The following is a 26,143-nucleotide window of genomic DNA, read 5'->3' as shown; positions in this document are numbered from 1 at the left end:
ACTTACTCCTCTCACCCTTGCTTATCCTAAATAAAAAAAGCATAGTTTTAAAAAAGCCTTCTCCATTTTTTCTAAATAAATTTCAATTTCTTAAAACAAAACCCTCTTCCCATCCGTCTATCACTTGTAAAACTTAAGTTATTACGTATTTAATTCCATAAAGGAGCTCTTGTATGTTTAACAAAAATAAAAAAGAAACGGAGTTAATTGCATTTATTATGGATAATAAAGCAAGCTTCTATCGATTTGCATATTCCTATGTACGAAATCAAGAAGATGCCTTGGATATTGTCCAAGATTCTATTCATAAAGCACTTAAAAAACAGCACCAATTAAAGGATATTTCTATGATGAAAAGTTGGTTTTATCGAATAGTCGCTACTACCTCTCTTGATTTTTTGCGAAAAAGGAAACGATGGCATGTTACAGACGATGAAAATCTGGAAATACTCGCTTCAAGTTCAGTCGATACTTACAAAAATTTAGATTTAGAACAAGCTATTAATCAGCTTCCTCCATCTTACAAAACAATTGTTATCCTTCGTTTTTTTGAAGATTTAAAGCTGGAGGAAATTGCTTCTGTATTAGGCGAAAATATTAATACAGTCAAAACGAAGCTTTATAAAGCACTAAAAATACTACGCATAGAAATGAAATAATGATGGAGGAATATAATGGATAAAAAATTTGAGGATATGAAAAATGAATATTTAAGTGTTGCAATTCCAGAGGAACTTGAGAAGCGAATACTTAAGTCCATTAAAAGGCATCGTACTTTAAAAAGAATTTCACATAATGCTATCTTCCTAGCAGCATCCATTCTTTTATTAATTACGACAGTTAATATAAGTCCAGCAGCAGCAAGCACCTTAGCAGATATTCCATTTTTAAACAAAGTCATTAAAGTCGTTACAATAGCAGAATGGAAAGAAACGAAGGAAAATAGTCAGCTAAATTTAAAAACTCCTAAAGTAACTGGCTTAGAGAATGAAGCTCTTTCACATGCATTAAACCAACAATATGTACAAGAATCAAAAGAGCTTTATGCTAAATTTCAACAAGAAACAGCAAATGAAGCTGGAAACTATTCACTTGAAAGTGGCTATATCGTTAAAACAGATGATGATTTAATATTCTCCCTTGGTAGATATACAACAGAAATAAAGGCATCGGCTGCAGAAACTATTCACTATGTTACAATCGATAAGCAAAACGAACTATTAATCACGTTACCTAGCTTATTTAAGGATGAATCCTATATTAATTCGATCAGTGAGTATATTTTAAATGAAATGAATCAACAAATAAAAGCAGAGACCGGAAATTACTTCATAAAAAATCAAAACGATCCAGATGGATTTGAAAAAATCGATAGCTCTCAAAACTTCTATATAAACACAAACCATCAATTAGTGATTTGCTTTGATGAATATGAGGTAGCACCAGGTTATATGGGTACGATCGAGTTTCCTATTCCGACAGAAATCATAAAAGATCATTTAGTAAGTGATTTATATATAAAGTAAACATAAGCATCGGTTCAATAGACTTAGTCAGAGGAACGAACATATCTCATTCCCTCTGACTTTTTCTTTTTTATGGATGAAAAGTTTTCCTCTGTCAAACTGTTTTCTCTTGCTAACACTTTTGTTGATATGTATAAAAACGTTGCTCTAGACCCACCCTATAATGACTTGATATGATTAGTGGGTTAGTTAAGGGGGCGTTTGTGATGGATAAAAAATATGCAGACTTAAAACTCGGCGAACGAGCTGCTATATTAAGTATTTTTACATATATTATTTTAGCTTCTGTGAAATTATTTATTGGGAACAGTTCTGGTTCCCAGGCATTGAAAGCAGACGGTTGGAATAATTTCACCGATATTATTGCTTCAGTTGCCGTTCTAATCGGCTTGCGACTATCCCAAAAACCAGCCGATAAAGATCATCCTTATGGTCATTGGAAAGCGGAAACTGTCGCTTCGTTAATTGCTTCTTTCATTATGATGAGCGTGGGTTTGCAAGTATTATTCCAAGCAGTATCGTCTTTCTTTACTCATTCAAGACAAGCACCTGATTTAGTGGCAGCTTATACAGCTATCGCATGTGGTACGGTTATGTTCTTCGTCTATCGCATCAATTTACGATTAGGGAAGAAAATAAATAGCCAAGCTGTAAAGGCAGCTGCAAAAGATAACTTCTCCGACTCGATGGTTAGCTTTGGGACTGCTGTTGGTATTTTTGGAGCACAAATAAACTTAGGCTTTTTAGATCCACTAGCAGCCTGTATTGTCGGCCTGTTAATTTGTAAAACAGCCTGGGGAATATTCCGAGAAACAACTCACTATTTAACAGATGGATTTGATGTTCTATTGATTGACAACTATAAAAAGACCATTTTACATACCGATGGCGTTAAAGCTGTAAAAGAAATTAAAGCGAGAAACTATGGGAACAGTCCAGTCGTGGATGTTGTTATTACTGTTAATCAGAAACTAGATATTACCGATGCCCATGATATCTCTTCTGCTGTAGAGAATGCTTTAATAAATGAATTTAATGTGTTAGAGGTACATGTCCATATTGAGCCAGACGAAGAAAAACAGTAAAGAAAACTTCCAGCAAGCAGCGAGAGTCTTACTGCCTATTAAGAATGAAAAAACGAAGGAATCCGTATCCTTCGTTTTTCTATTTATATCACATCAAAAATTAATATGCTTTTGCCCAATACACTAATTTACTTGCTTTTTTACCACAGCATACACAAGTCTCGGCGATTGCTTCCTGTTCAAAAGGCATGCATCTAGATGTTGCACTTGTCTCTTCCTTTATTTTGTCTTCACACGCTTGATCTTCGCACCACATCGCTTTAATAAACCCTGGTTTTTCTTTCACTGTCCATTGTTTAAATTCATCAAAATTTAAAGCAGTATGAGTGTTTTCTTCTCTATGATCTGTGGCTTTCTTTAACAAATTGTCTTGAATCTCGATTAATAATTGCGCAATTGTTTCTTCTAATCCTTCCATCGAGACAAATTGTTTCTCTCCTGTATCTCTTCTCACAAGAACTACTTGGTTTTTCTCCATATCTTTTGGTCCTACTTCTAAACGCAAAGGGATTCCTTTCATTTCATACTCATTAAATTTCCAGCCTGGCTTTTTATCGCTTGCATCAATGCCAATGCGGATTGTACTGCTTAATTTCTTCTGTAAATCATAAGCAAAATCCAATACACCTTCCTTATGCTGGGCAATTGGTACAATCATCACTTGCGTTGGAGCAATCATTGGCGGTACTACTAAACCACGGTCATCGCCATGAACCATAATCATTGCACCAATAATTCTAGTAGTAAAGCCCCATGATGTTTGTTGTACATGCTGGAGGTTTCCGTCTCTATCCGAGAACTGAATGCCAAAGGATTTAGCAAAGCCATCACCTAGATTATGAGAGGTTCCTGATTGCAATGCTTTTCCATCATGCATCAAACTTTCAATCGTATACGTATATTTTGCACCTGCGAATTTTTCTTTTTCTGTTTTACGCCCTTTAATAACTGGAAGTGCTAAGTATTTTTCGCATATTTCAGCATAGACTTGAAGCATTTGAATGGTTTCTCTATCTGCATCTTCTTCTGTTTCATGGCATGTATGCCCCTCTTGCCACAAAAATTCCAATGTACGTAAAAATGGACGAGTTGTCTTTTCCCATCGTACTACATTTGCCCATTGATTATATAGCTTTGGAAGATCACGATAGGAATGAATGATATTTTTATAATGCTCTGCAAATAGGACTTCTGATGTTGGGCGCACGCAAAGTCTTTCTGCTAATTCCTCGTCTCCGCCATGTGTAACCCATGCTACTTCTGGTGCAAATCCCTCGATATGATCCTTTTCTCTTTGTAAAAGGCTTTCAGGAATAAATAATGGCATATAGACATTTTCATGACCTGTTTCTTTAATACGTTTGTCTAATGCTTCTTTAATATTCTCCCAAATTGCCGTTCCATATGGTCGAATGATCATCGAACCTCTTACACTGGAATAATCAATTAGTTCTGCTTTTGTTACAACATCTGTATACCACTGGGCAAAATCGTCTTCCATACTGGTAATGCTTTTTACAAAATCCTTTGCCATTTTAGGGGCCTCCTATTTTATTAGTCGTTTTTAAAAATATTTCGATTGGCCTTTTCTTTGAAAAAAGACCATAAAAAAAAGCTTTGCCATTCATTAGGGACCAAATAATGGCGGTACCACCCTAATTCAAAGCAAAGCTTTACACTCTTCCATGTTAACGGTCTTGAACCGCTGAATCTTTTTAAACAAAGTCTATTCGATACAGAACGAAAAAGGCAGGTTCAACAGGTGAGCCTATAGGTCCTTTCAGCATTTAGACCCTCTCTTTAATAGACATTGCTGCATACTATTCCTTTTTATAGTTTCTTTATTCATTTCTTTGTGAAAAATCATATCGGATAGAAACATTATTGTCAATATGGATTTTTTTTATTCTTTTTAGAAACTATTTTATCCCACTCTTAACGGACAGTAAGACTCCCACCTCAAGCTTAGGAGAATACAAGGAAGATAGGTGGGAGATCAACTGTCCGTAAAGGTCCGATTGGTTCAACTAACCATCAGTGGGGAGGAAGGCCCCCCCCCACTGATAGAAGTTTCACTTTATCCCACTCTTAACGGACAATAAGACTCCCCCTCAAGCATAGGAGAATACGAGAAAGAAAGGTGGGAGATCAACTGTCCGTAAAGGTCCGATTGGTTCAACTAACCATCAGTGGGGAGGAAGGCCCCCCCCACTGATAGAAGTTTCACTTTATCCCACTCTTAACGGACAGTAAGACTCCCACCTCAAGCTTAGGAGAATACAAGGAAGATAGGTGGGAGATCAACTGTCCGTAAAGGTCCGATTGGTTCAACTAACCATCAGTGGGGAGGAAGGCCCCCCCACTGATAGAAGTTTCACTTTATCCCACTCTTAACGGACAGTAAGACTCCCCCTCAAGCATAGGAGAATACGAGAAAGAAAGGTGGGAGATCAACTGTCCGTAAAGGTCCGATTGGTTCAACTAACCATCAGTGGGGGAGGACGGAAACCCCTCACTGATGGAAGTTTCACTTTATAGTATCCCTTCTAATCTCTTGAATAAAAATCTAATGTTGCCTGGAGTGCCTGACCAGCTGGGATTTTCACTCCGTGTCTGATGAGACAGGCTTCTAGACTGGCAAGCACAAATAGGACGTTTTCTTTTCGGCAGCTATAGCCCATCGTTCCGATTCTCCATATTTTCCCGTGTAAAGGACCAAAGGAGCTTGCAATTTCTACACCGAATTGCTGGAGCATCATACTCCGTACAGACTCTGCATCGATTCCTTCTGGTACTTTAATACATGTTACAGTTGGCAGTTTCCATCTTCTATCACCGAACAATTCAAGACCCATTCCTTCTATTCCTTCGATTAGTGCTTGTTCATGGTATTGATGACGCGCAAATCTAGTCTCCAAGCCTTCGTCTAATACTATTCTTAAACCTTCATATAGTGCGTACAACATCGAAGTTGCTTCTGTATGATGATTCAATCTTCTTGGACTCCAATAATCCTGTAATTGTGCTAAGTCTAAATAATTGGAACGAATAGGAGCATGCATTTTTTTCTCTGCTAATTCACTATCGGTTGCTATCCCACGTTCTACTTTTTTCCGCGCATTTAATACCTTTTCAATGCGTTCATTATAAGTGATTGGAGCATTGCCTGATGGCACAGATAAACATTTTTGATTTCCACCTATAACTGCATCTATATACCAATTATCTGATTGAACATCTACTCCACCAATTGTCGCAACCGCGTCAACGATAAAGAGAATATCTTGTTCACGACATGCTCTGCCAACCTCTTCTAACGGTTGCATGCACCCAGTTGATGTTTCTCCATGAACAAGAGCAACAATTTTCGGCTTCACTTTTTTCATTTCCGCAATAATTACGTCTGGATCAAAAACTTCTCCCCATTCGCAATGAAGCAAATGAATATCTGCACCATATCTTTCGGAAATCTCTGTTAATAAATGTCCAAATCTCCCATAAATAGGGATTAACACTTTATCTCCTGGCTCGATGACACTGGCCAATACAGCTTCAAGGCCTGATCTTGATGTCCCATCTATCGGAAATGCCCACTGGTTCTTTGTTTGAAAAACTTGTTGTATCATTCCCATCACATCATTCATAATAGCCGTAAACGCAGGATCAAATTGACCTAAAATCGGTGTACTCAATGCCCTTAACACTCTCGGATCCACTTCAACTGGTCCTGGTGTCATAATCGTTCTTAAGGGTGTGCTTAATTCTGAAAAAGTCATTGTTTACATCCTTTCTTTATCTATATTTTGAAAGCGCTAGATTAATTTGTTTTATTTTTACTTTTGATGAACGCCGCTTTTCCCCTTATGCCTCTGTTTTTTGGCTTTCATTCGCTTGATGAAAACCACTTTTCCCTTTGCTCCTCTGCTTTTTGGCTTTCATTCACTTGATGAAAACCACTTTTCCCTTTGCGCCTCTGCTTTTTGGCTTTCATTCACTTGATGAAAACCACTTTTCTCTTTGCTCCTCTGCTTTTTGGCGTTCATTCGCTTGATGAACACCACTTTTCCCTTTGCTCCTCTGCTTTTTGGCTTTCATTCACTTGATGAAAACCACTTTTCCCTTTGCGCCTCTGCTTTTTGGCTTTCATTCACCCGATGAACACCACTTTTCTCTTTGCTCCTCTACTTTTTGGCTTTCATTCACTTGATGAAAACCACTTTTCTCTTTGATCCTCTGCTTTTTGGCGTTCATTCGCTTGATGAACACCACTTTTCCCTTTGCTCCTCTGCTTTTTTGGCGTTCATTCACTGGCTAACATTTTAATAAGCCAATCGATACAATAATTCAATTAGTACTATAATGCCTCTCGTTAAATCTTCCAGTTTTGTGTATTCCTTTGGTGAATGACTGATTCCCCCTACACTTGGAACAAATACTAACGCTGTCGAACAGTATGTTCCAAAGACTTGTGCATCATGTCCTGCTCCACTGATCATTTTTCGATAAGGAATATCCATTTCTTGAACAATTGTATAGGCTAGTTCTGTTAATTTATCATCCATCGCAACAGCCTTAACATCCAGCCATTGCTCCCACTCCACATTCATGCCAGCTGCTTTACATTTCTGTTCAAAACAAGCAAAAACTTTCTCACAATAGTAATCTAGCACTTCTTCTTGGTGATGCCTAACATCTAATGTAAAGGTAACTTCTTTCGCAATAACATTGGGAACGTTGGGTATTGCAAGTATTCTTCCAACTGTCGCAACTAACTGAGAGTCAATTTCGGTAACTTGTTTGAGTGCATATGTAATTAATTCGGCTGCGATATGCATACTGTCCTTCCGATAAGGCATTGGTGTTGTACCTGCATGGTTACTCTCGCCCTTTACTTTAATAGTAAACCTTCTTTGTCCAACGATATGGGAGACAATGCCAATGGACTTTTTCTCCTTCTCTAATACAGCACCTTGTTCTATATGCATTTCTATAAAGCAATCAATATCATCTCGTTTTACTTGTTCTTTATCTGTTTGCAATCCCATGGATTTCATCGCATGAGAAAATGAAACCTTCTTCGTATCGTATAAACCAGAGCAATCCTCCCTATTAAACTTACCCGTAATTGATCCAGATCCCCAGAATGCTAAAGGAAATCTACTCCCTTCTTCCTCACATAGAGATACAACTTCTATCGATTTTTGGGGTGATCCATAGCGTTGCTTTAAATAATTTACAGCAATGAGACTTGCAATTATTCCATATGCACCATCATATTTACCACCATCTATAACTGTATCAATATGGGAACCTGTTAAAATAGTTTTCTCGCCTTTTTCCGTCCCATCTAGCCTGCCAAACAGATTGCCGACACCATCAAAATGTGTCTTTAAACCACTTTCATTCATTTTTTGAAAAAGGGAATTTTGCGCTAACCGCCAATTTTCATCATAGAGAAGTCGTGTAACCCCACCGTTTTTCGTGTATCCAAATCCAGCCAGCCAGTCTATCCACTCACCCACCTCTTTTGTATCTATATCAATAGATGTCTTCATTTCTATCGCTCCTCTCGCTGATTCACCCTATTCATTCAAAATACACCTAAAACCTACGGAAGCTTTTTGTTATTTTCCAATAATATTTTTCTGATATATAAAAACATTAACTACGCGCTATTATTATGTAACCATTATTTTAATAAGCACCTTCTAGCAATACATTAGATAAAGTGTTAGAATTATCTAAATACTTTGTGTAACATAACTAAATTATATTTATTGATAATAAAGAAATTGCTTTAGGAGGAATACGATGAAATTAGCAGAAATTCTACAGAAACCTGTCTTTGATAAAGTAGAAGTAATTGCAGGTCACACCGGATTAAATAAAGAAATAAAGCATATTACAATGATGGATGCACCTGATATCGTGGACTACTTAAACCCGAACGATTTACTAGTCACTACTGCCTACCACCTAAAAGATAAGCCTGGTGTCTTGCTTTCTTTAATAAAAAGTATGCAGGAAAAAGATTGTACTGCTTTAGGAATTAAATCAAAAAGATTTTTAGGACATATACCAAATGAAGCGATACAATTTGCCAATGATAAAGGCTTTCCACTTTTAGAAATTCCTTTAGAAACATCCCTTGGTGAAATCGTTAATGCCTCTTTAAATTATATGTTGAGTCAGAGAACAGCAGAATTAACTACAGCATTTGAAACCCATCGTAAATTCACACAACATATACTAAAAGGGAAAGGTATAAAACGACTTGTTGATGACTTATCTCATATGATTAACAAGCGTATTGTCTTATTTGATGCACATTTTCAGCTGCATACTTCTTCTTATAATAGAAATTCCATTGAGAACTTTTTTAGTTCGCTCCATACAAGTGGATTTGAATTTTTACTACCAAACTCGCCCTATTCTTATTTTTCGAGCAGAAATACAGAAGAGGTTTTTACTATCTTCCCTATTTATACGCACATGAAAAAACCAGCTTTTTTAGTTGTGCTAGGGGAAATCCCACTAGAAGACCAAAGCTTACTTCTTACAATTGAACAAGCAACTAACGTCCTCTCCTTTGAACTAATGAGGGAAAACACAGTTAAACAATATACCAGAAGAGCAAGAAATGATTTCTTCACTCATTTTGTGGAAGGAAAGTTTACTTTTGCTGAGGAAATCGAAAGTAGAGCTAAAGAATTTTCCTTAAAGAGAGAACAAGCTTCCATCGCAATCATAGGCAAAATGGATAGCAGCGAGCAATATAAATCCTTTACCCAACATTCTGTAGAAATCGATTATATTTATGAATTCTTAGAAACTGAAATAAAGAAAGCACCTTTCGCTTCCCAGCTTTTTATAAAAGATGATCATTGTATTCTTATCATGGAAGTCGTGCATTCCTCTTATGATCTAGACAGCTCCATTCTTCCTTATTTGCAAAATATTCAAAGTTATATTGCAAACACCTTTAAAAGACATATGTCACTTGGTATAAGCAACGTTTACCAGCAACTCTTAAATTTACCTAATGCTTATAGAGAAGCTCTTAGTGCTTTACATACTGGAAACCTTTCTGGAAATACGCCTTTTATTCAGATCCATCGCCCAAAGGATGTCTTTGAAATGTTAAGAATCATTCCAACAAAGGACCTTCTGGAATTTTATGATCATATTTTTCAAGCATTCTCAAGCAATCATCAGCAGGACGAAGAACAAATACTACTCAACACACTTTCTGTTTACTTAGAGACCCATTGTCAAATTTCCGAAACTGCAAAACGTCTTTATGTCCATCGCAACACAGTAATCTATCGATTGGAGAAATGCGAAGAACTATTAGGAAAAAGCCTAAAGGATCCTGAAACTACCTTCCATCTTCGCTTTGCTTTCCGGATAAAATCGATTTTAAAAACAAATGAAAGAAAAAAACAGACGCCAATATATTAGATATATAATCTATATTTTCTAAATATTTTGTACAATATAACCAATGACTTCTTTCTCCTTGCTAACTATTATGTTAATTAACATAACTATACGTGTTATCATTTCTAACACAAAGGAGAAAAGGAGTGTAAATAATGGCTCAGAGCGAAGAAAAGGGTTTGAAAATTTTTTCTTTAGGACTACAGCATGTGCTAGCGATGTATGCAGGTGCTATACTGGTCCCACTATTAGTTGGTAGGGCATTAAATTTAACCACAGAACAACTTGCATACCTTGTTGCAATTGATTTATTAACATGCGGTATTGCTACATTGCTTCAAGCTTGGAAAAATAAATATTTAGGAATTGGCTTACCTGTTATACTCGGTAGTTCCTTTGTCGCTGTTACCCCAATGATTTCAATTGGTACAAATTATGGGGTAACAGCAATTTATGGAGCCATTATTATTACTGGACTGTTCATGATTATTTGTGCTCCTTTTTTCAGCAAAATTACAAAGCTTTTTCCTCCTGTTGTAATCGGAACTGTTGTAACAATTATTGGATTATCGCTTATTCCATCAGGCATTAAAAATATGGGCGGCGGTGCAACAAGTGACGATTTTGGATCCATTGAAAATCTGCTGCTTTCATTCGGTGTTTTATTGTTCATTCTTTTACTAAACCGTTTCACGAAAGGATTTATGCAATCATTATCTGTCTTAATCGGAATTATAGTAGGTTCTGTTGTTGCTGCCTTTCTTGGAAAAGTGAATCTTTCCCCAGTAAAAGAGGCTGGGTGGTTCCATTTCCCTGAACTATTTTATTTTGGAACTCCTAGCTTTGAAATTGGCCCGATTCTTACGATGTTAATTGTTGGTTTAGTCATTGTCATAGAATCAACTGGAGTTTTTTTTGCACTAAGTAAAATTACCGATACGCCACTAAGTGAAAAAGATTTAACGAGGGGTTATCGCGCGGAAGGTCTAGCAATTACTATCGGTGGGCTCTTTAATGCATTTCCGTATAATACCTTTGCCCAAAACGTCGGTCTTGTGCAACTTTCAAAAGTCAAAACTGTAAATGTCGTTATCGCAGCAGGTGGGATCCTCGTTTTCTTAGGGTTTATTCCTAAAATCGCCGCTTTTGCGACTATTATTCCTACACCAATTTTGGGAGGGGCAACAGTTGTTATGTTTGGGATGGTTGTTGCTTCTGGCATTAGAATGCTGAGCAAAGTTGATTTCACGAATCAAGCTAACCTATTAATAATGGCTTGTTCCATTTCCATTGGTTTAGGTGCAACAGCGGTTCCTACACTGTTTGATCAACTTCCCTCTGCACTTCGTATTATTGTAAGTGATGGAATTATTACTGGAAGTCTAGCAGCGATTTTCTTAAATCTTCTTTTTAATGTAAAAGCAAGTAAAAAAAGCACTAGTGCCTCCCTTCTTAACAAACAAGAGGTAAGTGAAACACATACCATTTCATAAAGGCTGTTTTCGTTGTTATCACTCGCAGTCTAACTAAAAGAGGCAGTTCATTGAACTAGCCTCTTTTATTAGTACCTATATTTACTTCTATATTGCCGTCAATTTCATTGTTTTCAATCTCACTTGCTCTGGATCAACTTGAATTCTAGCTACATTTGTTTCCATGGCTGCTTTTGCAACAGCAGCTGCTACAGCTGGAGCTACTCTGGGATCAAAAGGACTTGGAATTACATAATCCGCCGTCAACTCTGAATCCGCAATTAAAGCTGCAATGGCTTCAGCAGCTGCTTTTTTCATTTCTTCATTAATTGTAGTTGCACGAACATCAAGAGCGCCACGAAAAATACCTGGGAATGCTAATACATTATTCACTTGGTTCGGAAAATCAGATCGTCCTGTTCCTACTATAATAGCACCTGCTGCTTTTGCATCTGCGGGACTTATTTCTGGTACCGGATTAGCCATGGCAAAGATAATCGCATCTTCCTTCATCGTCTGCACCATCTCTATTGTTAAGGTATCTGCAACAGAAACACCAATGAATACGTCCGCTCCTTTCATTACATCACTTAAATAGCCTTTTTCTCCCTTAGCGTTTGTGTATACCGCTACAGATTCTTTTGCTGAATTCATGCCAACTGGCCTTCCAGCATATATCGCACCCTTAGTATCACATATAATCATATTAGTTACACCATAAGAATAGAGAAGCCTTGAAATAGCTATTCCCGATGCACCAGCCCCGTTTATAACAACTTTCAAATCATTCATTTTTTTCTTAACAATCTTAAGAGCATTGACTAACCCTGCCAATGTAACAATGGCAGTACCGTGCTGATCATCATGGTATACAGGAATTGTTAGTTCTTTGTTTAGTCGTTCTTCTATTTCAAAACAATGTGGTGCAGCAATATCCTCTAAATGGATCCCGCCAAATGTAGGTGCCATCAGTTTAACTGTTTCAACTATTTTATCTACATCGGTTGTATTTAAGGCAATCGGAAAAGCATCTACCCCCGCAAAGCTTTTAAATAAGATTGCTTTCCCCTCCATAACTGGAAGGGATGCCTCTGCTCCAATATTCCCTAAACCAAGTACAGATGTACCATTTGTTACTAAACCAACCATATTGCCTTTCATCGTAAAATCATATACCTTTTCCGGATTTTCAAAAATTTCTTTACACGGTTCTGCCACCCCTGGAGAATAGGCTAAACTTAAATCTTGGGCATTTTTCACTTCCACCTTCGCCTGGATTTCCAATTTCCCTTGTTTGACTTGATGCATATGTAAAGCATCTTCTCGTAAAGACATTCTATCTCTCCCTTTTAGCGCATTTTCCTCTTACATGATTGCTGCCTTCAATTGGCCGCATTTCTTGATAAGGATTCCCCTCCCTATCTAAGATGATATACCGTATAATTAAAAAAAGAAACGCTTTCAAGAAAAAATAAAGAATATCTTAAAATCTGCTCAAATCAATTTAGATAGACTTATTTTTTACGGACAGTTGTCCTTTCCGAAATAGCAAGGATCACCTGTCTGTAAAAACGGAGTACTTTCCAATACTCATTAAAATCCACTAACGTCCTTTTCCAAAGCGTTAATTTTTAACATATTCTACGCTAATTTCTTTATGCTTCTTAATAGAAATTAATACGTCTACCATATCAATAAAGAGGCCATTTTCTACTACCCCTACTATATTATTCAAGTCCTGCTGTAATTGAGTGGGATTTTGGATACTAGAAAAAGAACAATCCACAATATAATTTCCGTTATCTGTTACGAAAATCTCCCCATCTTTTTCCCGTATCTCTGTTTTGCAGCCAAATTTGCGGATTGCTCTCTCGGTTTGTTTATAGCCAAAGGGAACCACTTCAATAGGGAGAGGAAATTTACCCAATGATTGGACTTTTTTACTTCCATCAGCAACAACAATAAAGGTTTTAGCAGCATTAGCAATTATTTTCTCTCGCAACAATGCTCCGCCTCCCCCTTTAATGGCATAGAAATTAGCATCAATTTCATCCGCTCCATCGATGGCAAGATCCAATTCTTCTACCTCATTTATATCAATCAATTGAATTCCGCATTCAATTGCTAATTTTTCTGTGGCTTTTGAAGTTGCAACTCCTTTTAGTTTCATGCCAGCTTTAATCATTTCTCCCATTTTTTTTATAACATAATAAGCTGTAGAGCCTGTACCTAGTCCAACTGCCATTCCATCCTTTACAAATTGAATAACTGCTGCTTCCCCTACTAACGCTTTTTCATTCTGTCTATCCATCTTATTCACCTACACACTTATTTTATATTTATCTAAATAGTTATCTTCCTTCTATAATAGATGATAACTCCTACTCTTTCATCTATTTTTCATTAGAAATTATCTCCTAAATAAACTTTCACTTCATTTATCACCTGCTCCATTTTATCTGCATTTTTTCTATACATGGCTTTTGCTTCTTGATTATCTGTTTGCAACGAAAACATTTCTAAATCTGCTTCTACTTTTTTTATTGTTGCTAGCAACAGTGGTCTTTCCTGTGCCTCTGCTAGCTTGATTTTATCATCAAATATATCTATGGTTAGTTCTCCATATGAGTTTACCTGCCCTAGAAATACATTATCTAATGTTACACCTAATTTTTCTAATTCCATATGCAACCAGGCCGGTGTTTTTCCTGCTTTTTTTAAAGAATCGTAAACGATATTGCCATCCATAATAATCGTTTGTGGTGCTTTTTCACTTGGCATTTTCATATTTAAATCTTTAGGGGTAAGTGGTCTATTTTCCTTTTTCAGTAAAACACTAAGCATTCCCTTTGGCTCGAGAATAGCATAATCAATTTCAGCTAAGCTAAAAACGTCTTTTTGTCGCAATAATGTAGAGAAATCGTCAATTGTATAATGCTCTTTCTTCAGGTTTTCCTCCAACAGCTTTCCATCTTCCACTAAGACTGTTCCAGTTCCTTCAATCACATTACGCAATCTCTTACTTTTTAAGGAAATCACATCAGCTAAATATGATATTACTGCAAATACAAAAATCCCAAGAATCCCATGCATAACACTAAGACTAGAATTTAAAATTACCTCTCCTGCTATATCTCCCAGTGTAATACCTGCTATGTATTCAAAAAGTGACAGCTGGGAGATATGTTTTTTTTCCTAATAGCTTTGTTGTAATAAATAGAACAATTACAAATAGCAAAGCACGCAAAACTACTGCTAACATGTTTTCACCATCCCGTTATTATGAAGAACTATATTCCTTTTCTTCTCGCTCTAATTGATACACCCTTAATTGAATATCGTTTTTAATCTCTCCAACTTATACCATTGCGTCATGAAAAGCCTTTTGGGCCTCTTCTTCCATGGAATTCAAAGCAAAAGCAGATAGCTGTGACTCAATTCCTTTTAAACTCGCTAAAGTCTGTTTTACATTTGATGCAACCGTCATACCTTCCCTCCAATAAAAGAGAAGCCGTTGAATTAGAAGGGAAGTCAATTCTCCTCGAAAACGGCTTCTCGATTTTTTGCTAGCATGAATTATTGTTGAGCATATTGTGGTTCTTCTTGCTCGATTTCTTGTAAACGTGGATTTAAGGAATCAATAATTTGTTGTGTTTGTTGCGCAGCAGTCTGATATACCTGCTTTGCCGATTGGTTATCTGTGGATAAAGCAAAGGTTTCTAAACTTGCTTGTGCACTTTTTAGCCCAGCGATTGTTTGTTTTACATTTGTAATTACAGTCATGTCAGCTGCCACCATCCTTAAATTTTTTTGTTACTCTTATATGATTTCATTTAATTCCTTTGTTATTCCGTTAAAATGTTTCCAATTCGAGAGAGAAAATATCTTTAGCTAATTTTGTAACTTTTGAAGGCTATTGTCGTATGATTAGTAAAACAAAAATAAGGGAGTTAAAAAAATGATTACTATCATTATTGTTTTAGCTGTATTCTCCATTCCCCTAGCCGGTATCATAACTGATCATTTGGAAAAAAAGGCAAAACTTAACCATGCTATGTTAAAGGATCAATTGGAGCTTGAAAGATTAAAACATGAAAACTTTTTAATAGAAACGGATAAATTAAAATTAGAAGTGGTGAAAATGGAAAAAGAAAATAATTTATTGGAAAAGAGGGAATGATGATTTTTATTGTAAAATAAAAAGCTTCCAAAGTCGTAAAAACTTGGAAGCTTTTGTTTGTTCATTTAATGAGACCTGCTGTTTTCGTAAAGTTTGTTGCGATTACCCGCAGCCGGAATACACTTCGCTTTCCGTGGGGCTAAGCTTAAGCCTCCTCAGCTTCGCTTCCGGGGTCTCAGACTGTCTCGCTAATCCTCGTGGCGTCTTCGTGTATTCCGGCTGCTCCATTTTTCCAACTAATTCTTTTTCCCTATTGAAAAAACAACAATCCTTTAGAAAACAGCCTATTTCAACAATGTTATATGAACAACAACAAGCTTACTGCCATGACTGCCATTCCAGCTATTAGACCGTATATCGAGAGGTGTCCTTCGTCGTATTTCTTAGCAGCTGGTAATAATTCGTCTAAAGAAATAAATACCATGATTCCTGCAACTGCTGCAAATATTAGACCGAACATAACATCATTTAGAAATGGCATTAAGATGAGGAAAGCAACTAATGCGCCAACTGGTTCTGCTAATCCTGATAAAAAGGAAAGCTTAAATGCCTTTTTTCGATCACCTGTGGCAAAATATACGGGCACTGCTACTGCGATTCCTTCTGGAATATTATGTATTGCTATTGCGACTGTAATTGCTACACCTAGCCCTGGATCTTGTAAAGCTGCAGTAAAGGTTGCAATTCCTTCTGGAAAGTTATGAATAGCAATAGCTAGTGCTGTAAAACTTCCCATTTTTAATAAAGAATGGTCTGTCTGTTTCACATTTGATTTATTAATTTCTTCTACTTTCTTTAACTCATGTGGGTTTCCTTGCTCTGGTACAAATTTATCAATTAAAGCAATTAGCAAGATTCCTCCAAAGAATCCTGCAACGGTAAGCCAATTACCGGTTTGTTGCCCCAATGATCCGACTAGCGCATCTTTTGCTTTTACAAATATCTCAATCATTGATACATAAATCATGACTCCGGCAGAAAATCCAAGCATCCATGAAAGAAATTTCGTATTCGTCGTTGAAGTAAAAAAAGCAAGCATACTTCCTATTCCCGTAGCAAGACCTGCTAATAAGGTTAAACCAAAGGCAATCAATAAATTTTCGGGCATTTAAATCCCCCTTAATCTTTCTGTAGTTTCTACGTTTTTTCATTTATATAAAAATTATATCTTGATTTAAAAATGTTTCTCTTAGGAAAAATTTTAACCAAAATCCAAATATTCGTCAATCCATATATACATATTATGTGTAAATTGTATTTATCCCACTCTTAACGGATAGTAAGACTCATCCGTAAGCTTATGAAAAATCGAGAAAGATAGATGGGATATCTACTATAGTTCGACTAACCATGAGTAGGGAATGAAAGTCCCCCCATTGATGGAACCATTAAGATAACTTATTTAAATTATACGTAAAAAAGTAAATTTCTTTCCTCTCTTTTATGTATTTTCGAAATCTATATCTTGAAATTTATTTGATTGTTTTTTTTCTTTATTATTCATCCCTTTATACACTCTTTTTACTCCTTCTGTAATAATAGTACTTCCAATTAAATCAATAATGATATTCCCATTAATCATTTTAACTAAATAATATGACAAGGTACCAATCCCCATATCCATCATAAAAAATCTTTTCATTTGCGAAAGTTCTATAATTACAATAATTACTTCTTTTCTATTATCATTCATTTCTTCCATCGCCCCTTTGCATTTAGCGTATGAAAGAAAGAGATTGTCCAATGTCCGCAAATGATCCATACAGTCGAACATTCACTTCATAATCAATAATTGCACAATAAAAGGTTCAAATCAAAAGCGATTTGAACCTTTTACATCCCCTATAGTACAGTCCAGCAGAGCTAAACTTTTACTTGAATTTATAATACTTATTGTGCATTTACATAATCAACGGATTTCACACCAGCTTGACGACCAAAGATAATAATTTCAGCAACTGAATTTCCGCCGATTCTATTTTCACCGTGCAGACCACCCGTTACTTCTCCTGCGGCAAATAATCCTGGGATTGGTTCTCCCTCTTTATTAAGCACCTCTGTATTTGTATTAATTTTTACTCCTCCCATCGTATAATGGATGCCTGGAGCAATTTTTATTGCATAGAAAGGTGCAGTAGATAAATCATTTTCTATTCCTGTTGTTCTTCCAAAAGCTTTATCGTCTTTACTGTTAACAGCACTATTCCATGTTTCTAGCGTTGTTTTTAACTCTTCAGCAGAAACATTCATCTTTTCAGCAAGAGCTTCGATTGTTTCCCCTTCTAATACAAAGCCCATTTTTTCATATTGTTCAATAGCTTTCGCACGAGATTTCACACCAGCATCAAACACTAAATATGCAGATTTTTCTGGAAGCTCATTGATTGCTGCAGTAACTTTATCACGTGTATCTAATTCATTGGAAAATCTTTTTCCATCTGCAGAAACCATTATTGCTCCTTCGCCACGAACAGCTTCACCAATTAAGTAAGATTCATCTTGTTGCACAGTTGGATGGACCTGAATTTGATCTAAATCAACTGTTGTCCCGCCTAATTTTTCGATCATTTTAATTCCATCACCAGTGCTACCAGCTTGGTTTGTTGTTACATAGTCTCCTAAATCACTTCTTACTTCTTTGATCATTTCCATATTAGAACCGAATCCACCAGTAGTGACAACGACTGCTTTAGCAGTAATTGTTTTTTCATCGGTTTGATTGAATAAAACGTTAACTCCATTTACAGTTCCATCATTTTCCGTTATTTCCTTCACTTCTGCATTAACGAATAGGGGAATGCCTTTTTCTTGCACATTTTTCAATAGCCCATCTACTATGTACTGTCCTACCGCTGAGCCATCTTCAGGACGGTGGGTACGTTTTTCGCTCATTCCACCTGTAATAGTTAAATTATTCAAACGAATACCAATTGAATCTAACCATTCAATCGCACTTGCAGAGTTATCAACAAAGAAACGTAACATTTCTTTATCATTTGTTTCATGTCCACCTTTTAATGTCTCTTCATAAAAATTATCATTATTATCCTCTATACCTTGTTCTTTTTGAAACTTAGTTTCAGAAGCATTCATTCCGGAAGAGGCTTTTGTTGTATTTCCTCCCGCAACCGGCATTTTTTCAAAAATAACTGGGTTTAATCCTTTTTCCTTTGCCTCCAATGCAGCTGTCATTCCAGCTCCACCAGCTCCAACAATAATAATATCATAACTATCTTTAAGTTCTTCATACGGTGTGTAGCTCGTTTGAGATGCTCCTGATACAGCTTCAGCTTCCTTTTCTTCTTTTTCTTGTTTTGACGTGTTACTCGCTTTATCATTTCCACAGCCAGCAAGAACAAGCACTAGCGAAAAAGCAAAAATAAAAGCAGCTGTTAATTTCTTTTTCATCTTTTTTCCTCCATTAAAATTACATAATCTGTTAATTGCTCTGATGCATTCCTCTACCAAAGTATAGCATCATAATTATAGTTTGTGCATAAGTTCACAAAAAATTAAAAATTCCTTTTAATTCTAGAAAAGGTAGGAATCAAAAAAGCTGTCGATTTTCTTTTTTGAAAAGGTTATCGACAGCTTGAGTTATTTTAACTAGATTAAATACATATTGCTATCTAAAGTAATTTTATCCACACTATTTTAGACGATTTAATATCTCCTGTCTTAATGCTATGATTGAGACTTATTTAATCAATAAATATTTATAATATTTCCATCCAAGTCTTCACTGCTGTCGCTAAAATTAAAATTCCCATTATTCCTTGTAAGACCCTTGTATTGACCTTTTTTCCAACGTTAGCTCCTATAGGTGAAGCAATCAGACTGGCAACAACCAAAATAAGAGAAGGCAATATAGGTACATGGCCTGTTGAGATTTTTCCTGAGACAGTTCCTATTGATGAAATAAGCGTAATGGCTAAGGATGATGCAATGGTCATTCTTGTTGGTATTTTTAATAGGACAAGCATGATAGGAACTAATAAGAATGCTCCTCCTGCTCCTACAATACCTGATCCTACACCTACGATAAAGGCAAATGAAGCAGCTAGCCATTTATTAAACTTGACTTGATCTAAACGGTTAGCATCGATTTCTTTTTTAGGTACAAACATTAAAATAACAGCAATAATAGCTAAAATGCCATATACGATATTAATTCCACTATCCGACATGTGAGTGGAACTCATTCCCCCAATAAAACTCCCAATTAAAACGCTAATTCCCATATTAACAATTAATGTTTTATTTAAATATCCGCCACTACGATAAGCCCAAACACCACCAAGCGTCGCAAAGAACACTTGGATGGCTGTAATTACTGAAACTTCATGTGATGTAAAATGACCCACCCCTAAAATTACTGGAATATATAATAACATTGGATAATTTATAATGGCTCCTCCTATTCCTAACATTCCAGAAAGAAAGGAACCAATAAAGCCAATTGTGAAAATAGTGATGATGAAATTAATATCCATATAGATCCCCCCTCTTTAGAAAACGTATTGTCAAAACTTTATATAGAAATAGGCTATTATATCCTATAATAGAGGGCTTTTTGAGCAAAAAAATTGCCACCCCCTGAATTCTAAGGATAATTGAGGTTACCACACACCCAACAACCTAGAATAGGAAGTGACAAATTGTACCCTCAAATTATAACCTATTTACTTACTTTTATTAAGTACCAAGATCAGGTTATTCGAACATTATTAACTCTTTTGATTGGGAAAAGTATGTTTGATAAACCTGTAGAAAAACCTGTAAATAAGCCTTATCGAAAACTACAGGTAGACGACCTCCCAATCATCGAAACCCTACAAAAGTTTGATTATAAACTTCTTTTGAATGAGTATCAGGAGAAAAATGGGAAACCCCTTAAACCTGTTCGAAGACACTCAAATTCAAAAACAACTGTTCCTTCCAGCATAAAATGTCCAAAGTGTGGTGCTCCATCTGATTTTCTTTATGCAAATAACGGAGACAAGGGACAGTATCAATGCAAGGTGTGTACATGTTTGTTTAACCAAAAAAATCATTATTCAAAAGAGGCAATTTTAAAATGTCCTCACTGTGCTAAAACGCTTGAAAAGGTCAAAGAGAGAAAAGATTTCGATGTATTCAAGTGTAAAAACAACGACTGTTCTTATTACCAAAAGAAACAAAATGGACTATCTTCAAAAGAGAAAAAACAGTTTAAAAAGGATCCACAGGCATTTAAAATGCGTTATATTTTCCGTCAGTTTCGTATCGATTACCAACCCTTATCGAAGCGTTCACCTCAGAAACCAAAGTTAGATTTATCAAGACTATATGTGTCGCCACATACATTGGGACTGATTTTGACCTACCATGTGAACTATGGGTTGTCAGCCCGTAAAACAGCTGCACTCATGAAGGATGTACATGGTGTATCCATCTCCCACCAAAGCATTTTGAATTACGAAAATAGCGTAGCACTGATGCTTAAACCTTATGTGGACCATTATCCTTATGAGCTTTCTGATCAATTCTGTGGAGACGAGACCTACATTCGAGTGAAAGGTCGCTGGCATTATTTATTCTTCTTTTTTGATGCCGTAAAAAAGATTATTCTGTCTTATCCTGTTTCTCCTAATCGAGATACTCAGTCAGCCATTCTGGCTATCGATGAGGTTCTTCTAAAGATGAAGGAAATCCCTAAAAACCTCACGTTTATTGTAGATGGCAATCCGATTTACCTATTAGCCCAACATTTCTTTGCCCAACATGATATTTCGTTTGATGTGAAGCAAGTCATTGGATTAACCAACGAAGATCCAGTATCAACAGAATACCGACCACTCAAGCAAATTATTGAACGACTCAATCGAACGTTTAAAGGAAATTATCGCTCGACTCATGGGTTTGGATCTGATCATGGATCTGTTTCTTTCGTCACTTTGTTTGTCGCATACTTTAACTTTCTACGGCCTCATTCAGCCTTAGAAGGAAAAGTACCTGTGATTCATCCAGAGTTACTTCAGCTTCCCAATATGCCAGCAAGATGGACTAAGCTAATTGGATTAGCTCAAGATTGGATTATAGAACAAACAACCTAGCTTTTGTTTAGCTGAGCCCTGAACCAGCAATCGGCGGAGCGAACTCTTGACAAACCGAACTTGCCAATGGTTTAAAATGGAAAAAATCAAGGGCTTATTTGGCATGCCTTCTTTTGTCCCCTTCGCCCTTGATAACCTGAATTCAAACCATTGGTGTGTTTGTCAAGAGCGATTGCGAGCCTCTCCACTTCAAAAAGGAAAGAAGAAAAAGACTTCAGGTTACTTTTTCATAGAAGTTTTGACACTACCTTAGAAAAAAAAGGAACCTTAATTGGTCCCCTTATAGTTCAACCTTTTTTAATCCAAAATTTCAACACTCCGTTTTCATCTTCGTGTTGTAATAATTCATGCCCTCCTGATTTAGCCCAAGCAGTTAAATCATTTTTAGCCCCTTTATCAGTTGTATGAACTTCTAATACCTGACCTGATTCCATCTCTCCCATTGTTTTTTTTGTCTTTACAATCGGCATGGGGCAAGCTAACCCTTTTGCATCTAATACTTTAGTTGATTCCATTATCATATTTTCCTCCTATTTATAAATTATCGGACTGCACAACGGTTTGGCCCTATTTCCATCTCACGTTGTTTATCTAAGTCTGGACTAATTTTCCCCATATTTGTTTCACGAATTTCTTGATAAGCGTTTGGTTGTGGTGGTAGGTTCTCTGTTACAAGTCTTCTAAACTCATTTTCGTCTTCCATATTTAAACCATGATTTTTCTCAAACAATGTACCTAATCTTTCTGATACACTACCGTCTTCATTCAGTTCATCAATAATCATAAAGTGAGCTGGAAGTACAATTAGTTCTTCTGAAAGTTCTCTGTAACGAGAGTAGAGGCTTTCACGTAAATCTGCTACCCAATCTTCTGCCATTCCTGCTAAATCGGGTCTTCCAATTGAATCAATAAATAAGATGTCACCTGACAGAAGGAATTTCCCATCCACAACAAATGATGTAGAACCGATTGTGTGACCTGGAGAGTACAGCGCATGAATATCAATTTCTGTTTTTCCGATTGTCACTACTTCGCCGCCTTCTAGAGCGTTGTATTCAAAAGTTACCTCCGTCGCATCTTTTGGAGGTAACCAGTATGTTGCACCTGTTTTTTCAGCGATGACTCTTCCTCCTGAAATATGATCTGCATGAAGATGAGTATCAAAAACATGTGTGATTTTTACTCCCATTTCATTCGCAAAGTCTAGAAAAATATCTGTCATACGAGTGGCGTCTATAATTGCAGCTTCTCCGTTAGAAATCACCATATAGGATAGACAACCTTTTCCGATGCGAACAAATTGGTGTAATTCTCCACCTTCCGTTAAATTCCCAATCTTTACAGGCTCTAAATGTTCACTCCATGCCTTCATACCACCTTGCAAATAAGAAACAGTTAAACCTTGTTCTGAAAGCATCTCTGCCACCATTACAGAAGAACCCTCTTTAGCACAAACAACTAATATTTCTTTTGTAGCAGGCAGTTTTTCTAAAATTTCTTCCACTCCATCAAGTAATTCAAAATACGGGATATTTAAATAATCAAAGTTTTCCCCTTCAATTTTCCAATCCTTAAAATCACTTTCGTTACGAACATCTAGAATAAATAATTCTTCTTTGTTAAATATTTTTTTAGTTACTTCTTTTGTCTGCATAACTTTAACAGTCATATCATTTACCCCCTATGGTATATTTTTGGTTAAAAAAATAATAAACCCTCTTAAAAGTTAGTGTTGCGTCTGCATCTTTAGCAAATTCTAAAGAGGTTACTGCTCCTCCTACTTCCATTCCATCAACAAAAGCATCTTTTTCTAATCCCATAACATTCATTGTCATTTGGCAACCAATGAATTTAACACCCATTTCTTGGGCCATTGCAACTAATTCGAAAATAGTTGGTACATTTGCATTAGCAAACCCTTGCGCGAAATGTTCTTTACATTGAGGCATTGGTAGCTGTTTGTATTCATTTTTATAAATTAAGTTCCCCCCTTCAAAAGTAAAGAAAATGGCCACTTCAATATCTGTTGCTGCTGTTTGTTGTTTCAACTTTCACCTTTAGGAAAGGAACAGTGTGTTCTGCCAAAAAAGTTTTTAACAGAACACACTATGGACAACATGAATTAGTATATACTGTTACTTCGTCCATATTAATCTCTCTATTTGATTAAAGAATCCGATTTCCCTGTCCAAGCACTCATGCCTGGAACCACATTAATCACATTATCAAAACCCTTTTCAGCTAACTTTTGAGCAGCAAGATCACTACGGTTACCTGTGCGACATACCACATAGATTTCATCATCTGCTTTTAATTCGTTTAAACGCAATTCTAATTCTCCTAACGGAATCGAAACCGCATTAGGTATATGATTAAATGCATATTCAGCTTCTTCCCTTACATCAAGAACCACGATGTTTTCATTCGTTTCTAGCTTCTTTTCAAGTGCTTCATTGCTAGTTACATTGGGATGTTTTCTTTCAATTGAAGCATCATTAGATGATTTTCTTAAATAATGTTTTAATATATTGTCTTCTTCAATTGTGCCAAGATAATGATGACCAGCACTATTAGCCCATGCTTGAATATCAGCTTTTGAGCCCTTATCTGTTGCTTGAACTTCTAAGACCTGACCAGCTTGTAAATCATTCATTGCTTTTTTTGTTCTTACGATTGGCATGGGGCAAGCTAACCCTTTTGCATCTAATAAAAAATCTGTTTTTAATGATTCCATCTTATTAAAACCTCCCGTTTTACCCCATTGGGTATTTGATTAACCGAAAATATTTACTTCGTCTCGCCTTCCCATGCAAGCATTCCACCAGTCATATTTATTACTTTAAATCCATGATCTTCTAGAAATTGACTTGCTTGACCACTTCTTGCACCAGAACGGCAAACCATGATATATTCTTTAGATTTATCTAATTCATGCATACGGAATTCTACTAGCCCTAGTGGGATATGAATGGCTCCTTGGATCTTACCAGTTGCAACTTCATCAACTTCTCGAACATCAATAATATTTAACGCTTTACCTTCTCTTAAAAGTTTCTCTACTTCTTTTGCAGTTAATTGTTTCATACTTTTGCCTCCTTATGATCTCCAGGCGCTCATTCCGCCTTTTACATTGGTCACTTTAGTATATCCTAATTTTTTTAACATTTTAATTGCGTTTTGACTTCTCATTCCACTTTGACAAATAACAATTACTTCTTTATCTTTTGAGAGTTCTTTCTCCGCTTTTTGCATAATTTGTTGAAGTGGAAGATTTTTAAATCCTTTAATATTGTTTACTCTATATTCCCCAGGAGTACGGACATCAATAAATTGTTTATTTTTATCCTTTAACTCATCCCGTAGCTCTAATGCTGTAATCTGTCTTACACCTTTTGTAGGAATGAATCGTCTAATAATAAAAATTAACAGTAGCCCAATTATTATATAGTTTAGATATTCCAAGATTATCTCTCCCTTTTATGCAGGGAAGAATCCCCTACTGATTTAGATAAATAGGTTTACATTTCCATCTTCTGCATCACCCAAATAAGCAGCAACACCTGCATATTCAATATTATCCAACAGTTCTTCTTTTTGAAGTCCTAATAAATCCATTGTCATCGTACAGGCAACAAGCTTTATATCTTGTTCTCTTGCCATTTCGATTAAATCTGGAAGTGGCATTGCATTGTGTTTTTTAATCACATTTTTAATCATTTTAGGACCAAAACCAGCAAAGTTCATTTTTGACAGCCCCATTTTATCTGCACCTTTTGGCATCATTCTACCAAATATTTTTTCCATGAAGCCTTTTTTCACTTGAATATCTGCATCTTTTCGCAAGGCATTTAGTCCCCAAAATGTGTGAAAAATGGTTACTTCATGATCATACGCTGCTGCCCCGTTCGCAATGATATAAGCTGCCATCGCTTTATCATAATCGCCACTAAATAATACAATCGTTGTTTTTTTCTTTTCTGTCATTGTAGTTCCTCCTCATGTATCAGTCACCCTTACCTGTATGGGTATATTTATAAACAAAAAAATTTTAACCTTTTTTAATCCAAAACTTTAATACATCATTCGCTTCTTCATATTTTAGTAGCTTATGTCCACCCGATTTTGCCCAAGCAGTGAGATCGTTCTTTGCACCTTTATCAGTAGTATGGATTTCTAATACTTGACCAGCAGTTAATTCGTTTATTGCCTTCTTTGTTTTTACAATTGGCATTGGACATGCTAATCCTTTTGTATCTAACAATTTATCTATATTCATTCTATTAACTCTCCTTTCATCATTTACATTTACCCCTATGGGTATAATAGTAATAAAAATAAAAGTGGG

Annotated in this window: 26 protein-coding genes, 1 pseudogene and 1 other annotated feature; of the genes and pseudogenes, 7 read left to right on the top strand and 20 right to left on the bottom strand. The window is 36.1% G+C overall.

Annotated elements, in window-relative coordinates; genetic code table 11:
- Nucleotides 1–173: 173 nt before the first annotated feature.
- The 3 genes from NST60_RS16300 (at nucleotide 174) to NST60_RS16290 (ending at nucleotide 2,611) form a co-directional block, all read left to right on the top strand.
- Entirely contained in the window at nucleotides 174–659 is a 486-nt protein-coding gene (locus tag NST60_RS16300; protein WP_101729287.1) for an RNA polymerase sigma factor, read from the top strand.
- 15 nt (nucleotides 660–674) lie between these two features.
- Nucleotides 675–1,526: an RsiV family protein gene (locus tag NST60_RS16295; RefSeq protein ID WP_169189086.1), complete on the top strand. Its 852-nt coding sequence runs from the start codon at nucleotides 675–677 to the stop codon at nucleotides 1,524–1,526.
- 206 nt (nucleotides 1,527–1,732) lie between these two features.
- Nucleotides 1,733–2,611 carry a cation diffusion facilitator family transporter gene (locus tag NST60_RS16290; RefSeq protein ID WP_341099450.1) on the top strand — a complete coding sequence of 293 codons (879 nt, stop codon included), beginning with the start codon at nucleotides 1,733–1,735 and terminating at the stop codon, nucleotides 2,609–2,611.
- Between the two features lie 100 nt (nucleotides 2,612–2,711).
- On the opposite strand, the gene proS is transcribed toward NST60_RS16290, so the two are convergent.
- The 3 genes from proS to allC all read right to left on the bottom strand — a co-directional run bounded on the left by proS (nucleotide 2,712) and on the right by allC (nucleotide 8,166).
- Nucleotides 2,712–4,145, bottom strand: coding sequence for a proline--tRNA ligase (gene proS / locus NST60_RS16285; protein WP_341099448.1), 1,434 nt, complete (start codon nucleotides 4,143–4,145; stop codon nucleotides 2,712–2,714).
- Nucleotides 4,146–4,237: 92 nt separating this feature from the next.
- Nucleotides 4,238–4,454, bottom strand: a binding site (T-box leader).
- A 703-nt stretch (nucleotides 4,455–5,157) separates the two neighbouring features.
- Nucleotides 5,158–6,387, bottom strand: coding sequence for a pyridoxal-phosphate-dependent aminotransferase family protein (locus tag NST60_RS16280; protein ID WP_169189089.1), 1,230 nt, complete (start codon nucleotides 6,385–6,387; stop codon nucleotides 5,158–5,160).
- A gap of 543 nt (nucleotides 6,388–6,930) precedes the next feature.
- Nucleotides 6,931–8,166, bottom strand: a complete 1,236-nt coding sequence (gene allC / locus NST60_RS16275; protein ID WP_169189090.1) for an allantoate deiminase — start codon at nucleotides 8,164–8,166, stop codon at nucleotides 6,931–6,933.
- A 256-nt stretch (nucleotides 8,167–8,422) separates the two neighbouring features.
- Between allC and NST60_RS16270 the strand changes: the two genes are divergently transcribed.
- Both NST60_RS16270 and NST60_RS16265 read left to right on the top strand, forming a co-directional pair.
- Complete coding sequence (locus tag NST60_RS16270) at nucleotides 8,423–10,072, top strand: PucR family transcriptional regulator (RefSeq protein WP_169189091.1); 1,650 nt, start codon at nucleotides 8,423–8,425, stop codon at nucleotides 10,070–10,072.
- Nucleotides 10,073–10,206: 134 nt separating this feature from the next.
- Nucleotides 10,207–11,544 carry a nucleobase:cation symporter-2 family protein gene (locus NST60_RS16265; protein WP_016203397.1) on the top strand — a complete coding sequence of 446 codons (1,338 nt, stop codon included), beginning with the start codon at nucleotides 10,207–10,209 and terminating at the stop codon, nucleotides 11,542–11,544.
- A gap of 87 nt (nucleotides 11,545–11,631) precedes the next feature.
- Here NST60_RS16265 and NST60_RS16260 read toward each other — a convergent pair whose 3' ends face one another.
- The 5 genes and pseudogenes from NST60_RS16260 to NST60_RS16240 all read right to left on the bottom strand — a co-directional run bounded on the left by NST60_RS16260 (nucleotide 11,632) and on the right by NST60_RS16240 (nucleotide 15,306).
- Nucleotides 11,632–12,858 (bottom strand): NAD(P)-dependent malic enzyme, encoded by a 1,227-nt coding sequence (locus NST60_RS16260; protein WP_101729296.1) that lies wholly within the window; start codon nucleotides 12,856–12,858, stop codon nucleotides 11,632–11,634.
- 289 nt (nucleotides 12,859–13,147) lie between these two features.
- Nucleotides 13,148–13,834 carry a ribose-5-phosphate isomerase RpiA gene (rpiA, locus tag NST60_RS16255; RefSeq protein WP_224427650.1) on the bottom strand — a complete coding sequence of 229 codons (687 nt, stop codon included), beginning with the start codon at nucleotides 13,832–13,834 and terminating at the stop codon, nucleotides 13,148–13,150.
- Nucleotides 13,835–13,926: 92 nt separating this feature from the next.
- Nucleotides 13,927–14,785: pseudogene (locus NST60_RS16250) on the bottom strand (DUF421 domain-containing protein).
- Nucleotides 14,786–14,881: 96 nt separating this feature from the next.
- Entirely contained in the window at nucleotides 14,882–15,010 is a 129-nt protein-coding gene (locus NST60_RS16245; protein WP_224427649.1) for a DUF1657 domain-containing protein, read from the bottom strand.
- A gap of 89 nt (nucleotides 15,011–15,099) precedes the next feature.
- Complete coding sequence (locus NST60_RS16240; RefSeq protein ID WP_016203402.1) at nucleotides 15,100–15,306, bottom strand: DUF1657 domain-containing protein; 207 nt, start codon at nucleotides 15,304–15,306, stop codon at nucleotides 15,100–15,102.
- 175 nt (nucleotides 15,307–15,481) lie between these two features.
- Here NST60_RS16240 and NST60_RS16235 point away from each other — a divergent pair, with 175 nt between their 5' ends.
- Entirely contained in the window at nucleotides 15,482–15,703 is a 222-nt protein-coding gene (locus NST60_RS16235) for a hypothetical protein (RefSeq protein ID WP_016203403.1), read from the top strand.
- A 298-nt stretch (nucleotides 15,704–16,001) separates the two neighbouring features.
- Here NST60_RS16235 and zupT read toward each other — a convergent pair whose 3' ends face one another.
- The 4 genes from zupT to NST60_RS16215 form a co-directional block, all read right to left on the bottom strand.
- A complete protein-coding gene (zupT, locus tag NST60_RS16230) occupies nucleotides 16,002–16,811 on the bottom strand; it encodes a zinc transporter ZupT (RefSeq protein WP_101729300.1) in 810 nt (269 codons plus the stop codon).
- A 333-nt stretch (nucleotides 16,812–17,144) separates the two neighbouring features.
- Entirely contained in the window at nucleotides 17,145–17,396 is a 252-nt protein-coding gene (locus NST60_RS16225; protein ID WP_341099446.1) for a hypothetical protein, read from the bottom strand.
- Nucleotides 17,397–17,593: 197 nt separating this feature from the next.
- Nucleotides 17,594–19,111, bottom strand: a complete 1,518-nt coding sequence (locus NST60_RS16220) for a flavocytochrome c (RefSeq protein ID WP_016203406.1) — start codon at nucleotides 19,109–19,111, stop codon at nucleotides 17,594–17,596.
- Nucleotides 19,112–19,419: 308 nt separating this feature from the next.
- Nucleotides 19,420–20,196, bottom strand: a complete 777-nt coding sequence (locus NST60_RS16215) for a sulfite exporter TauE/SafE family protein (protein WP_169189095.1) — start codon at nucleotides 20,194–20,196, stop codon at nucleotides 19,420–19,422.
- A 165-nt stretch (nucleotides 20,197–20,361) separates the two neighbouring features.
- On the opposite strand from NST60_RS16215, the gene NST60_RS16210 reads away from it, so the two are divergent.
- On the top strand, nucleotides 20,362–21,798 hold the full coding sequence (locus NST60_RS16210) for a DDE-type integrase/transposase/recombinase (protein WP_016205479.1): 1,437 nt from the start codon (nucleotides 20,362–20,364) through the stop codon (nucleotides 21,796–21,798).
- 287 nt (nucleotides 21,799–22,085) lie between these two features.
- On the opposite strand, the gene NST60_RS16205 is transcribed toward NST60_RS16210, so the two are convergent.
- The 8 genes from NST60_RS16205 to NST60_RS16170 all read right to left on the bottom strand — a co-directional run bounded on the left by NST60_RS16205 (nucleotide 22,086) and on the right by NST60_RS16170 (nucleotide 26,074).
- Entirely contained in the window at nucleotides 22,086–22,313 is a 228-nt protein-coding gene (locus tag NST60_RS16205) for a sulfurtransferase TusA family protein (protein WP_031534664.1), read from the bottom strand.
- A gap of 26 nt (nucleotides 22,314–22,339) precedes the next feature.
- The gene (locus NST60_RS16200; protein ID WP_101729303.1) at nucleotides 22,340–23,467 is read right to left on the bottom strand and encodes an MBL fold metallo-hydrolase; all 1,128 of its coding nucleotides are present in this window, start codon (nucleotides 23,465–23,467) and stop codon (nucleotides 22,340–22,342) included.
- 1 nt (nucleotide 23,468) lies between these two features.
- Nucleotides 23,469–23,846: a DsrE/DsrF/DrsH-like family protein gene (locus NST60_RS16195; RefSeq protein WP_016203411.1), complete on the bottom strand. Its 378-nt coding sequence runs from the start codon at nucleotides 23,844–23,846 to the stop codon at nucleotides 23,469–23,471.
- 110 nt (nucleotides 23,847–23,956) lie between these two features.
- Nucleotides 23,957–24,532 (bottom strand): sulfurtransferase TusA family protein, encoded by a 576-nt coding sequence (locus NST60_RS16190; protein WP_016203412.1) that lies wholly within the window; start codon nucleotides 24,530–24,532, stop codon nucleotides 23,957–23,959.
- A gap of 53 nt (nucleotides 24,533–24,585) precedes the next feature.
- On the bottom strand, nucleotides 24,586–24,882 hold the full coding sequence (locus NST60_RS16185; RefSeq protein ID WP_101729305.1) for a rhodanese-like domain-containing protein: 297 nt from the start codon (nucleotides 24,880–24,882) through the stop codon (nucleotides 24,586–24,588).
- Between the two features lie 12 nt (nucleotides 24,883–24,894).
- The gene (locus tag NST60_RS16180) at nucleotides 24,895–25,260 is read right to left on the bottom strand and encodes a rhodanese-like domain-containing protein (protein ID WP_101729306.1); all 366 of its coding nucleotides are present in this window, start codon (nucleotides 25,258–25,260) and stop codon (nucleotides 24,895–24,897) included.
- A 42-nt stretch (nucleotides 25,261–25,302) separates the two neighbouring features.
- A complete protein-coding gene (locus NST60_RS16175; RefSeq protein WP_016203416.1) occupies nucleotides 25,303–25,782 on the bottom strand; it encodes a DsrE/DsrF/DrsH-like family protein in 480 nt (159 codons plus the stop codon).
- A 64-nt stretch (nucleotides 25,783–25,846) separates the two neighbouring features.
- On the bottom strand, nucleotides 25,847–26,074 hold the full coding sequence (locus NST60_RS16170; protein ID WP_016203417.1) for a sulfurtransferase TusA family protein: 228 nt from the start codon (nucleotides 26,072–26,074) through the stop codon (nucleotides 25,847–25,849).
- Nucleotides 26,075–26,143: the final 69 nt, after the last annotated feature.

The organism is Niallia sp. FSL W8-1348, from assembly GCF_038006745.1.
GTDB classification, from domain to species: Bacteria; Bacillota; Bacilli; order Bacillales; family Cytobacillaceae; genus Niallia; species Niallia alba.
The sequence above is the reverse complement of the archived record's forward strand: the minus strand, read 5'-3'. Positions and strand labels throughout refer to the sequence as shown.

Bases quoted from the DNA above. Each gene is read 5' to 3' on its own strand.
- zupT (WP_101729300.1), bottom strand. From the start codon at position 16,811: ATGCCCGAAAATTTATTGATTGCCTTTGGTTTAACCTTATTAGCAGGT.
- proS (WP_341099448.1), bottom strand. From the start codon at position 4,145: ATGGCAAAGGATTTTGTAAAAAGCATTACCAGTATGGAAGACGATTTT.
- NST60_RS16175 (WP_016203416.1), bottom strand. From the start codon at position 25,782: ATGACAGAAAAGAAAAAAACAACGATTGTATTATTTAGTGGCGATTAT.
- NST60_RS16295 (WP_169189086.1), top strand. From the start codon at position 675: ATGGATAAAAAATTTGAGGATATGAAAAATGAATATTTAAGTGTTGCA.
- NST60_RS16215 (WP_169189095.1), bottom strand. From the start codon at position 20,196: ATGGATATTAATTTCATCATCACTATTTTCACAATTGGCTTTATTGGT.
- NST60_RS16260 (WP_101729296.1), bottom strand. From the start codon at position 12,858: ATGTCTTTACGAGAAGATGCTTTACATATGCATCAAGTCAAACAAGGG.
- allC (WP_169189090.1), bottom strand. From the start codon at position 8,166: ATGAAGACATCTATTGATATAGATACAAAAGAGGTGGGTGAGTGGATA.
- NST60_RS16185 (WP_101729305.1), bottom strand. From the start codon at position 24,882: ATGAAACAATTAACTGCAAAAGAAGTAGAGAAACTTTTAAGAGAAGGT.
- NST60_RS16245 (WP_224427649.1), bottom strand. From the start codon at position 15,010: ATGACGGTTGCATCAAATGTAAAACAGACTTTAGCGAGTTTAAAAGGA.
- NST60_RS16265 (WP_016203397.1), top strand. From the start codon at position 10,207: ATGGCTCAGAGCGAAGAAAAGGGTTTGAAAATTTTTTCTTTAGGACTA.
- NST60_RS16240 (WP_016203402.1), bottom strand. From the start codon at position 15,306: ATGACTGTAATTACAAATGTAAAACAAACAATCGCTGGGCTAAAAAGT.
- NST60_RS16280 (WP_169189089.1), bottom strand. From the start codon at position 6,387: ATGACTTTTTCAGAATTAAGCACACCCTTAAGAACGATTATGACACCA.
- NST60_RS16270 (WP_169189091.1), top strand. From the start codon at position 8,423: ATGAAATTAGCAGAAATTCTACAGAAACCTGTCTTTGATAAAGTAGAA.
- NST60_RS16200 (WP_101729303.1), bottom strand. From the start codon at position 23,467: ATGACTGTTAAAGTTATGCAGACAAAAGAAGTAACTAAAAAAATATTT.
- NST60_RS16290 (WP_341099450.1), top strand. From the start codon at position 1,733: ATGGATAAAAAATATGCAGACTTAAAACTCGGCGAACGAGCTGCTATA.
- NST60_RS16170 (WP_016203417.1), bottom strand. From the start codon at position 26,074: ATGAATATAGATAAATTGTTAGATACAAAAGGATTAGCATGTCCAATG.
- NST60_RS16235 (WP_016203403.1), top strand. From the start codon at position 15,482: ATGATTACTATCATTATTGTTTTAGCTGTATTCTCCATTCCCCTAGCC.
- NST60_RS16205 (WP_031534664.1), bottom strand. From the start codon at position 22,313: ATGGAATCAACTAAAGTATTAGATGCAAAAGGGTTAGCTTGCCCCATG.
- NST60_RS16225 (WP_341099446.1), bottom strand. From the start codon at position 17,396: ATGAATGATAATAGAAAAGAAGTAATTATTGTAATTATAGAACTTTCG.
- NST60_RS16190 (WP_016203412.1), bottom strand. From the start codon at position 24,532: ATGGAATCATTAAAAACAGATTTTTTATTAGATGCAAAAGGGTTAGCT.
- rpiA (WP_224427650.1), bottom strand. From the start codon at position 13,834: ATGGATAGACAGAATGAAAAAGCGTTAGTAGGGGAAGCAGCAGTTATT.
- NST60_RS16220 (WP_016203406.1), bottom strand. From the start codon at position 19,111: ATGAAAAAGAAATTAACAGCTGCTTTTATTTTTGCTTTTTCGCTAGTG.
- NST60_RS16300 (WP_101729287.1), top strand. From the start codon at position 174: ATGTTTAACAAAAATAAAAAAGAAACGGAGTTAATTGCATTTATTATG.